The organism is candidate division WOR-3 bacterium, assembly GCA_016926475.1.
Taxonomy (GTDB): Bacteria; SDB-A; SDB-A; order SDB-A; family SDB-A; genus JAFGIG01.
In genome coordinates this window covers 1-11064 of sequence record JAFGON010000087.1, presented here as the reverse complement: position 1 = coordinate 11064, position 11064 = coordinate 1, and the positions used below count along the sequence as shown (strand labels likewise).

At 44.4% G+C, this 11064-nt stretch carries 6 protein-coding genes; 1 reads left to right on the top strand and 5 read right to left on the bottom strand.

All coding sequences use genetic code 11. From position 1 onward, the window contains the following. Positions 1-89: 89 nt before the first annotated feature. Complete coding sequence (locus JXA84_08760; GenBank protein MBN1151293.1) at positions 90-470, bottom strand: hypothetical protein; 381 nt, start codon at positions 468-470, stop codon at positions 90-92. 949 nt (positions 471-1419) lie between these two features. On the opposite strand from JXA84_08760, the gene JXA84_08755 reads away from it, so the two are divergent. Then, the gene (locus JXA84_08755) at positions 1420-2838 is read left to right on the top strand and encodes a T9SS type A sorting domain-containing protein (protein ID MBN1151292.1); all 1419 of its coding nucleotides are present in this window, start codon (positions 1420-1422) and stop codon (positions 2836-2838) included. A gap of 373 nt (positions 2839-3211) precedes the next feature. On the opposite strand, the gene JXA84_08750 is transcribed toward JXA84_08755, so the two are convergent. The 4 genes from JXA84_08750 to JXA84_08735 all read right to left on the bottom strand — a co-directional run. Beyond that, the gene (locus JXA84_08750; GenBank protein ID MBN1151291.1) at positions 3212-6094 is read right to left on the bottom strand and encodes an efflux RND transporter permease subunit; all 2883 of its coding nucleotides are present in this window, start codon (positions 6092-6094) and stop codon (positions 3212-3214) included. Next, on the bottom strand, positions 6075-8882 hold the full coding sequence (locus tag JXA84_08745) for an efflux RND transporter permease subunit (GenBank protein MBN1151290.1): 2808 nt from the start codon (positions 8880-8882) through the stop codon (positions 6075-6077). The genes JXA84_08750 and JXA84_08745 overlap by 20 nt, the downstream gene beginning before the upstream one ends. Beyond that, positions 8879-9922, bottom strand: a complete 1044-nt coding sequence (locus tag JXA84_08740; protein ID MBN1151289.1) for an efflux RND transporter periplasmic adaptor subunit — start codon at positions 9920-9922, stop codon at positions 8879-8881. The genes JXA84_08745 and JXA84_08740 overlap by 4 nt, the downstream gene beginning before the upstream one ends. Before the next feature lie 32 nt (positions 9923-9954). Continuing rightward, positions 9955-11064: TolC family protein (locus JXA84_08735; protein MBN1151288.1), on the bottom strand; the 1110-nt coding region annotated here is incomplete at its 5' end.

Sequence of the window (11064 nt, the reverse complement as noted above, 5' to 3'; positions counted from 1 at the left end):
TTTCGTCCACAAGGAAAAATCTTTGTCTTCTGAATCTGACCTGTTCATGTCGTCGGTTTTTCCCTCGCTTCAGAGGTTTTTAAGCAATTTCATTCCTCTGCAATAATGACTGAAATAACATGTTTATGTGAAGAGTCAGGTGGATCTTTTGCGATTATCGACGCGTTTTGGTATCCGTCCTTTCCGACTAAGATGCATATATCGTAAATTCCCGCGGTAGCGGCTCCGAATATATGAAGGAATCCGGTCGAATCGGTGAATCCTCTTTTGTACACAGAATCGGGGTTTATCTCAGAAATTTTCTCCAGATCACCTTCTATAAGGACGCACGCGAAAGCACTTTCAACAGGCGCTAGGGAATCTCCACGCACGAGAGAGTCGACACCGTAAAAGAACCGACTAATTTTCATTTCGTCGTACAGAGTCCACTCGTAAACCCTGCAGTCCACGGTAATCCATTTATCCCTCATTACGCATCCTGAAAAACTCAATAATAAAATGAAGAAAAATAACTTTGAGGGATAGTCAAATACACGGGAAAATCGTTCGGTTATTGACTTGTCCATTGTCGATCAAAGCACTCCAATTTATTCCTTTTTTTGAGTTGAAACTCAATTGTGATATTTTACATCTCAATAACAAAGAAGTATATACAAGAGATGGCACCTCCTTTCTATTGTATTTCAATGCAGTACGGGATGTAAAAATGAACAAAATCCTGACAAGCAGAATTCCGGACAATTTAAAAAAAACTTGAGAAAATCAGCAAAATCGAAAACTAGTCAAAGTGTTTTTGCGGCGAAATTCAAATACCTCAAAAAATAGTAAAAATCATAACAAATCGGGATTTCTGGAGGATTGAAAAAACTCTGGAATAAATACAGATAGATTGAAATTATTAATTAACTAAGGTATTTGCCCACGGATTCGTTGAAAACATTGCATTAAGTTTTTAAGATTAAGAAAATAAAATGATTTTCACATTGTCTTTGGTTATGATAAATCGCTTTCAGCGAATTAGCAGTCGTGGTAAAAATCTATTTTTTCAGCTTAACCCTTTTTTACTTTCGAAAAGACAAGCCTTCCCCCGCATGATAATGATTCCGGTGAATGCACAAAACATACCCGTAAAAATATTTAAAAAGTGTTTTATTTACACCTTCATACTACACCCTTGCATTTCGGAGTATAATATAAGGAACCGAAAGTGTGATTTTAAAATGGAGTCTCTGCTTTTTGGCAAATGGGACTGCTGGGAAAACATCCAAAAAATAAATCTAAATTTACAACCTCTCTATTGCAATGAGCTTTTGCAAAGGCATATTTCAAAAGAAATTATTTTCCATAACGAAAAAAAATCAGTTGATTTTTTCCCTCAATATCTTTCTCCATCAAAAAAAATAACAAGGAGGTATCACCATGCTGAGAAAACTTGTGACCTTTCTCAATATTTTTTTTGGAGTTTTGCTCGTGCCGGCAAATCTCCTGTCACAGTCATTCCCTATTGCAGTCGGTCCTGATACGGCAGCTTCCATAAGTGCAGCCTGGGCGACAGGGAATAACGGCATTGTCGCCATTCTCGGCGACAGCATCAGCCCTTACAGTGTAACAGCACAGAGGGTCGCGCCCCCGTCAAATCTCGTCGGTGAAAGAATCTCCGTTGGTAAACAAGGGCTTTTTCATCCAGGCGTGTTGGTCGCTTCAGACGGCTTTAAATATCTGCTCGTTTGGAGAGATTCAACTGGAGATGTCAACGGTCAACTCATAGATACATTGGGTAATCTTGTGGGTTCTTTTTTCACCATAGCTTCGGGACCGCTCCCAGATAACCATCCTGATTTTTCTCTATGCTTTTGTGACACAACATATATGGTGATATTTGTCGGAACAGACTCTGTCTTATATGGTCAGAGGGTTAGCAGAAATGGAAGTCTTATCGGGAGCCAAATACAGATCACCCAAAGTCCATCAAGGAGCACTTCTGTTGCCTTTGACGGAGTAAATTACCTTGCAGTATGGGTTGTAAGAATTTCAGGCTACGACAGCGATATCCATGGTCAATTCATAAGCAAGAATGGAACATTAGTAGGTAACAATTTTATAATTGACAATGGTCCATATCTTAGTGATAACCCTACATCAACCGCTTTTGACGGAAACAGATACCTGGTTTGTCAGCACGAAGCACAGGATACATTATCACCATGGTGGCTTGTCGGCAGATTTGTCACGACTTCAGGAACGGTTGAACAGACGATAATAATCTGTGACTCGACAGAAACCCCACTTATGCCTTTTGTTTCTTTTGACGGTAACAACTATCTAATAACATGGACTCAAATAAATGACCGTCAGCTCCTCGGAAGATTTTGGACTCCATCAGGCGACCCCATTGGACAACCATTTGTCATTTTTGATTCGATAGACAATAAAATTCCCGTAGGTGGATCAGGTTTCGGCGGGAATAAATTTCTGGTTGTCGGGACAAGGGTGGACATGAATTTATCCGATGGCGATGTCTATGGAGCTTTTCTCAACGAGACGGGAGTTGAAGAAGGTCTGATTTCAATACCAGCAAATACACCTCACCTCCAAAATTATCCTAATCCTTTCACAGAAAAGACAATTATCACTTATAATTGTATAGAACCATCAGGAGTGATCATAAAAATTTATAACGCCGCCGGACAGGAAATCACGACTCTTATGAACAGGTACGAATCTGCAGGTGTACATTCCGTTGTCTGGGATGCTATTTCGACAGAACCTGGAGTCTATTTTTACCAAATGATATATGACGATAAAACTTTCACAAGGAAATGCTTGTTGGTTCACTGATATATAATGCCAGCTCTTGATATTGGGAATTTTTCTTTGATTATGGAAATATCAAGGAAAAGAATTCGTGGTAAAAAATAATAAAAAAGGGTTAAAAAGACTTCGGTAAATATTAAAATACAATCATTGTAGCCTCTCACATGGAAAACACATTAGTCCTTAAGATTTGTCAACAGTAAAAAAGACATAAACTGCGAAGTTAGAAAGTTTTACTTCCTTCTCTTGTTTTCCTTGGCAAATTTGCCGAAGGCAAATAAAAACCTTTTGTGTAGAAGATAATTTAGTATCTCCGGCTATGCTAAATCGCTTTCAGCGAATTACCAGTCGTGGTAGAAATTATCTTTGTTCTCTTCGTTTTAGCAATTTTATTTTCTCAGCTCGACGATTTTCTTCTGCCGAAAAACGTGTAGTAGAACACAGGCAGTATAAAAAGACTTCCGAGCGTCGAAAAGACAAGCCCTCCCGCGCAGGAAATCGAAAGCTTTGACAGGACGTATATATCCTGTTTCGAAAATATAAATGGTATCAGCCCCAGGAGTGTTGTCACAGTTGTTATCACAATCGGCCTGAACCTGTGTCCGCATCTATTTATTATTTCGTCTGCATCCTGCATTTTCCCCCTCGTCAAATGATCAATCAGAACTATCCCGTCATTGACCGCTATCCCCAGAAGAAGTATCAATCCGACAAAAGCACTGGCGTCGAATTCCTTTTTGAAAATCCAATAAATTAATGCGACGCCGAAAAATGAAAGCGGAAGTACGACGAGAATCAGAACAGGTTTTCTAAGCGATTCATAAAGGCTGGACAGCACAGCCAACAGAAGAAAAAGAGAAAGCGCTATCGCTATTATTATTTCTTTCTTTTTAAGGACTTCCTCTTCCATGTAAAACTCGACGTCTCCGAGTTCAAAACCTTCGGGAAGGTGTACCGATGACATGAAAGCCTGTCTGAACCCCTCGGCCTGTTTGTAAGGTCCCTGGTAGTCGTAGGAGATCATTTTTGTGTACTGTTGGTTTTCTCGTTCTATTACGGGGGGATAAACGACTTCGCTGAGTGAACAAAGGTCTCTCAACTCAAAACCGGACTGAACTCGCAGTGTCAGGAGGTCTTCTTTTCTCAGCAAACTGTCTGTGAAAATGTTCAAAACAAACCTGTCCTCTTCCGTCACAAGATACGAGGTCACCTTTTTCCTCAGTGCGTTGGCTACTACGGCCGGATTGAAGCCGTATAGCGGCATGACTCTGTTTGGAGAGACAATAAATTCCTTCTGCGCGCCCCTGCCGTAAAAAGACGCGTTCAAATCTACGTTTTCTATTCTCGGGTTTTGAAGAAGTTTTAGCCTAACTGCTTCGGCGTACTGGTTGAGCCTGTAATAGTCGTATCCCTTCAAAGAAAACTGCGGAAAACCTCCGCCCCCTCCGCCTGTGAAAAACGGATCCCCCATACCGATAATGACAATCCTGCAGTTGGCGAAGTTGACAGCGAACCTCTGAAGTTTCTCTTTCAGGGCGTAAGCTGGCTGGCACGGTTCCTCGTAGTCAATTTCAAGAATGATCATGTTGCTTAAAATAAGTGTGAAAAATTTCTCGTAACCGGTCTCCTCCAGAATTTTTTCCTCGAAGTCGCCTGCGATTTTAAGAACTTCGGATTTGTCGCTTCCACTTGGCAAATGTATCCTGACGTAGAGCCTGTCCTCTTCGCCGTACCTGAAAGCGGCGCCTTTTCTGACCTTTTCCTTGAAAATCCACCCCCCTGAAAGTATCAGCAAAACGGCAAGCGGCATGACAACCCATCTAATTTTGAGCATTTTTCTCAGTGTCCAGAGGTAAAACCGAGGCCTGTACGTCGTCTTCGGTTTTATCCGCCCTGAAAGAATCGGCACCAAAGTGAAGGCGACGAAAATCGAAGAGAGAAGGCTGAAAGAAGCGGAAAGTGCGAAAGGAACATAGAGCTGTCGCGAAGTCCCCTGAAAAAAGAGAAAAGGAACGAATACTACAATGGTCGTGAAAGTCGAGGCTATGACAGGCAGGAATACTTCTTTCGCGCCGGCGACAAGAGGATTTTCTTCCCCTTCTTCATTGTGTCTCAAAATGTTTTCAAGGACTATTATCGAATTGTCAACGACCATGCCGAAGCCGAGTGCTATGCCGCTCAGTGTGAATACGTTCAGTGAAAGTTTCGAAAAATATACACAAATGAAAGTCAGAAGGGTCGAAAACGCAATAGTCAGGAAGAAAAGAAACACCGAAAAAAAGTTTTTCATAGTGAAAAGAAAGGACAGAGACACTCCGATTAGGGCAATAATCCCTAATATCGAGATTTTTTTTATGTTTTCCCTTATGTCGTCTGCTTCATCCCTTTCGAAATCTACCGTCACATCTCCGTTGATTTCTATGTCCGCGACGGCTTTTCTCACGTTTCTGCTGAAGTCAAGAAGGCCGATGTCGTTTCTTTTTTCAATGTTCAGGGTTATAACCGGATTTCCATTGATCCTGCTCAGATAATACGGGTCCCTTATTCCGTAACTGACGAGCGCAATTTTAGAAATATCCCTTCCATATACGTACATGGTCTGCGGGTATTTGCGATCTTCGACCGTTACTGGAATCGAAGTTCCGCTGGTTCTGATTCTTCCCGCAGAAACATCTTCTTTAATGAACTCTGACAATACTGAATAGGGAGAAAATCTGGGGTCGAAAATCTCCACTCTAATTTCTTTTTCAGGGTCGCCGTAGACCAATATATTCTTGACCCCGTCCACCCTTTCAAGTTGTTCCTCGATTTCTCTCGCCTTTTCACCCATCTCCATTAGTTCGTAAGGGCCAGATACTGAAAGCACCACCGGGTATCCGCTTTCTAGATCGTCAGGAGATTTTTCGGTAATCTCTGGAGCTCTCGCGTCTATAGGAAACTCGATGCCCGAAAGCGCTTCTGACAGCAGAACTTTCTGGTATGTTACGTCAACCGAGGCCTCGAACTCAATTTCTATCGTGCTCTGCCCTCTTTCAGACCTTGAAGATACGTTTCTTACACCCTGAAGCCTGAAAACCTCGCTTTCGATTTTCCTTGTTATCTCCCTCTCGACGAGTTCCGGAGAAGCGTCCTGCCAGCTGACAAAAACGCTCATTGTCGGGTATTCGGTGTCTGGGTATAACTCCACTGGTAGGTTGATTAGGGAAATAACCCCTAATACGGTCATGACCGCGTATACGGAAATAAGTGTTACGGGTCTTTTAACGAAAAACTCTATCATAGACAAAAGGAATGAAAAGCAGGGAGACAAAACTTGAAAGTATTAGACCGCCGATTATTCCTCTGCCGAGAGGTGAATGAAGAGTATTGCCCAGCGAAAATGGAAGCAGCCCTAGAACTGTTGTCAGAGTTGTCATCAGTATTGCCCTGAGTCTTTCCACCGAGGCTTTTTTGCCGGGTAAGGGAACGCCCTCTTTTCTGAACTTTTCCGCCTTGTCGACGAGGATTATGGCGTTGTTGACTACTATGCCGACTAAAACCACAAGACCTATTAGAGACATGGCGTTCAGACTTGTTCCGGTCAAGATAAGGCTGAGAAAGAATCCCGAAGCGGCGAACGGAACTGTTATCATGATCAGAAACGGCAGTTTAAACGACTCGTAAAATGAGGCGAGAATGAGAAACACCAAAAAAGCGGCGACTATAAATGCAAACGCTACGCTGGTCTGTGATTTTCTGTATTCCTCAGCTTCACCGCCAAGTTCTGCCCTGAAAGGAAAAGACGGATCTCTGAACCCCGCTTCGTAGGGGAGAGTGGCTTCCACGCACCTCTTGCCGTTGAACCTTGTAATCGCCTTGTCTATCTCAACCGTGTCTATCCTTGCAAAAAGTTTTAGCGGAAGGTTTCCTATCCTGAAACGCGACAGGTCTCTCAGAGACCCCCTCGCTTCGAGTGTGATAACAAGATTTTCTTCGCCTCTCTCGACGTCTAATATCTCCCTTCCACCCGTAAAAAGCTTCAACCTCGACACTACATCTTCGGCGTCGTGTCCGAAAAGTGAAAGAAGGTCTTCTCTGAGAGTTATATTAATAGTTCTTATCTTCTGGCTGTATGTGAACACGGCGTTCGGAAAAGCATTTTGTATCATACCTTTCACCAATTCACCCTCACCGGATTCTTCGTAGTATCCTCTAAGGGTTATGGTCCCGAGAGATGAAAAGTCTGCAGTCACAGGATTATAATCTCTGTAAGAGTAATTCAAACCGGAATAATCTCCGAATATTTTGTCTAAATCCCCGGGTGAATTCCACGCTTTAACCCTCATAACCCCGCTGTTTTGTCCCGAAATGCCGAAGGGGTCTGTCTTACCCGCCAGAAAGAGGTTCTCGATTTTTTTCGAGTTGAAATACCGGGCAAACCGAAGGCCCACTTTTTCAGTTTCTGAAATATCCGTGCCGGTCGGTAGTTCGTATTCGATTAAAGTCTCTTGGCCGAGTCTGGGAAGCATCTCTTTTTTGATGAAAAAAAACACCGACAATCCCACCGCCAGAAAGACAGCAAACACAACAAAGAGAACGGCTTTATTTTCGTAGCAACCGTCTAAAAGTTTTTCGAATTTTTTTTCTATCGCGGAATATATTTTAGTGTTCTGGTCTTTTTTCATCGATTTCGAAAGAAGAGGCAGAACCGTGAAAGCTACAAAAAGCGAAAGCGCCAGGGTTATTATCACCGAATAAGACAAAGGTTTAAGCATGGAACCTGCGATTCCGTGGACGTAGACCACCGGAAAAAAGACCGCTACTGTCGTCAAAACTGAAGTTATCACCGCGACGGCGACTTCCCTCGCGCCTGCGACCGAATCGCCCTTTCTTATTATGTTTTCGAGGACGACTATCGAGGCATCGACCAGCATTCCTATGGCGAGAGCCAGCCCAGCAAGAGTCATAGTGTTTATGGAAATTTTGAAAATGTAAAACACGAAAAATGCCGGCACGATGGAAAGCGGCATGGACACCGAGAGTATGAGCGGTATCCTTTTGTTACCGGTGAAGACAAACAAAACAGCGAAAGCGAGGACTCCTCCGATCAAAAGAGTCAAAACAATGTCCCTGATCGAATTTTTAATGAAATCGGCGTCGTCGTAGGAAACCCTGAACTCGAGCTCCGGGTATTCCTCTTCAAGAATCCGAGTTAAATCCCTCACCCTGTCAGATACCCTTATGGAATTCGTGTTCCAGTCCCTGTATATCTCGGCGAAATATCCGAATTCACCGTTGTAAAAGACAGCGCAATCCCTGTCTTCTTCTGTCTCCTCTATCGTCGCGACGTCTTTGAGTTTGAACAATCCGCCCTTGAGAGGTATGTTTTCTACAGATTCGACGTCGTAAGTCGTCGAGACGAACCTGAGCGGAAACGTGTAACTTCCGTCCTTCACGAGACCGGACGGTGCGGAAATATTGTATGATAGTATTGCCGTGCTGATTTCGTCCGGTGAGATTCCGTAGGCGTCAAGAAGGTCCGGTTCGACGGTTATTTTTATCTTCTTTTTCATAATGCCCAAAATTCTCGCTTCACTGACGCCCTGAACCTGTTCGAGCCTTCTCGATATCACGCCTTCAATCAGTTCTCTTTCACCCTTAATCCATACACCCATTATAGGCCTGGAAGATGGACCTGTTGTCATTATCGTCGGTCTTTCCGCGCCTTCGGGAAAAGACCAGTAAGCTTCGTCCATTTTCTCGCGTAGCTGGAGAAGCGCCGCTTTCATGTCGGTGTCCCTGTGAAAATACAGAGTGACTATAGACAGCCCCTCAGACGACACCGACCTTATGTCCATAATCCCCCGGACAGAATAAGCTCTTTCTTCTATGTTGGCGGTTATCTCGCGCTCGACGATTTCCGGCGACGCCCCTGAATACCTGCAGACAACCGAGTATTCAGGTTTTCTTATATCAGGAAGAAGTTCGAAAGGAAGGTTGAAAAGTGATATAACACCGAGAACGGCGAGAGCCGTGTAGAGCATCGTTGTCAGAACGGGTCTTTGGGTAAAAAATTGAATGAACTTCATTCAAAGAAAACTTTAACTTTTGTGTCGTGGGCTATTGTGAACTGACCCTCGACAAGTACCGTGTCGCCTTCCTGGACCCCTTCCAATATTTCTATGTAGTCCCTTCCCCTCTCGCCTACGGTCACCCATTGCCATTTCGCCTTGCCTTCTCTGACGACAAAAACTAAAAATTTGTTCTGCCTGTTCAAAACGGCGTCGTATGGAACACGAAGTCTTTGCGGATAGACCTCGCTCTGAATTTCGACGGACACTATCTCCCCGACCTTCCACTGTCCTTCGACCGACACAACCGCTTCTCCGGTACCCTGTTCGTCGACGACGGGCGAAACCGAAACAATCGTTCCTTCGCTCTTTCTGTCGCCTTCGACTGACGAAACGATTGCTCCGTTGCCTATACCGAGCCCCCAGAGTTCTGTCTGGGGGACGTAAGATCTGACTATGAGCCCACCGCCTGATATTACAGACAAAACGAGTTCGCCCTGCCGGACACTGCTCCCCGCTTCAAGCGTGATGTTAGTGACTACTCCGCTGAAAGGCGCTCTTATGTTGAGGTCCTGGACGGTCCTCGCTATCGAGGCATACTGTCTTTCGGCGTCGACCAAACCGGAGCTTATCCTCAAGAGGTTCCTGTTGGTGTCGCCGGTTTCGAGGCCGTACTCGAACCTTGTCCGCGCCTTTTCAAGGTCGAAAAGCGCCTGTTCATAGCTTGCCATCTCGCTTGAATACCTGAGCTGAGCCAACGCCTGTCCCGACCTGACGCTGTCTCCCTGCCCGACATAGAGTCTTTCTATGACTGTGTTTGAGGGGCTTATGAAGTCCACCCTTTTTGTCGCGTCCACCCTTCCCAGGGTCTCCACCCATTCGGCGACGTCACCCTTGTCGGCAATCGCGCCCTTGACCTCAAGAGGCGGAATTTCTTCGGTTTCTATCTCTTCTACGGAATTATTGTTTTTCTTGTCGAAAATGAATTTCTTCACGGCGAAAAAAGCGACGATCAGCACTATGATAATTATTACAGCCAAAACGGCGATTTTTTTCATAGCCCCTCCTTGAAAAAGGGTCGAATCGAAATTTATTTATTCACAAAATTAAGATCGAGAACCAGCAATTCTTTGAGGACGGCGCCGTATGCTTCGAGCGCGTCCGTGTAATCCTGCAGATAAGAGAGCTGTTCGGAAGGTGAAGTCATCTCCCACGGAGTCCTCAAGAGCGCTTTTTCAGCCGCTCCGAAAGTCGCTTTAGCAATTTCGAGTCTGACCAGGAGTCTTTGGGCATCAGTCTCGATTTTTCTTCTCTCCGTTTCCAGCTCCTCCTCTGCTCCGGCTTTTCTCTCTCTGAGCGCCGACAGTGAATATTCGAGCGCCTTTATCCTCTCCCTGTCTGAAAACTGAAATATCGGCACAGTAATACCGGCGGCGATTCCCCATCTGTTCTCCTCAACGTCGTAGAGGGCGACAGTCTCCTCGTCCCTTCCGTCTAAACCGTAGTATCCGGAAAGATCGAGCGAGATACCCGTGTTGGATTTTTCCTTTTCGAGAAGGTAAACCGCGTCTTCAATGTCATCTTCAAGATTTTCAAGTTCATATTGCGCAAGAGGCATGATATTGCCTGCAAAGTCAGGCTTTTCCGGTTCGATAGCGATGAAAGAATCTTCTCCTATCAAAAGCGTGAGTTCCTCCATGCATTCTGAAATTTTTGAGTCTGTCTCGAGTTTTTTAAGTATTATCAGGCCGAGTCTGCTCTGGTCCCTGAGAAGTTCAACTTCTTCTACATAACCGCTTCTGTAGAGGTGTTCAAGTTCGCCGTACTGTCTCGACGCAAGGCTCTCCATTGAACTGAAAGTCTGGAATGAGCGCTGGAGTATGTATAAATCGACGTAATTAGCCCTAAGCGACGACAGAACATTTCTTTCAGTTCTTTCCAAATTTCTGAGCTCTCTCTCGTATTTTCTTTCGTAGTATTTTATTTCATTTCGGGGAAGAAAATTTCCCAAAATGGGCTGTGACAGTGAGAAGAAAACATTGCCCTCGTAGTAGTTTTCATCCTGATATATGTTGGAGGTCTGATTGACCTTCGAAAGCTCGTACGAAACCTCGGCGTCTGCGCCGGTGGGCAGTAATGCCGAGATATGCGCTCCCAGAACCCCTTCCTCTGTCTTGGTCCATATCTTCAAAGGTTCGGG

Bases quoted from the DNA above. Each gene is read 5' to 3' on its own strand.
- JXA84_08760 (MBN1151293.1), bottom strand. From the start codon at position 470: ATGAGGGATAAATGGATTACCGTGGACTGCAGGGTTTACGAGTGGACT.
- JXA84_08755 (MBN1151292.1), top strand. From the start codon at position 1,420: ATGCTGAGAAAACTTGTGACCTTTCTCAATATTTTTTTTGGAGTTTTG.
- JXA84_08750 (MBN1151291.1), bottom strand. From the start codon at position 6,094: ATGATAGAGTTTTTCGTTAAAAGACCCGTAACACTTATTTCCGTATAC.
- JXA84_08745 (MBN1151290.1), bottom strand. From the start codon at position 8,882: ATGAAGTTCATTCAATTTTTTACCCAAAGACCCGTTCTGACAACGATG.
- JXA84_08740 (MBN1151289.1), bottom strand. From the start codon at position 9,922: ATGAAAAAAATCGCCGTTTTGGCTGTAATAATTATCATAGTGCTGATC.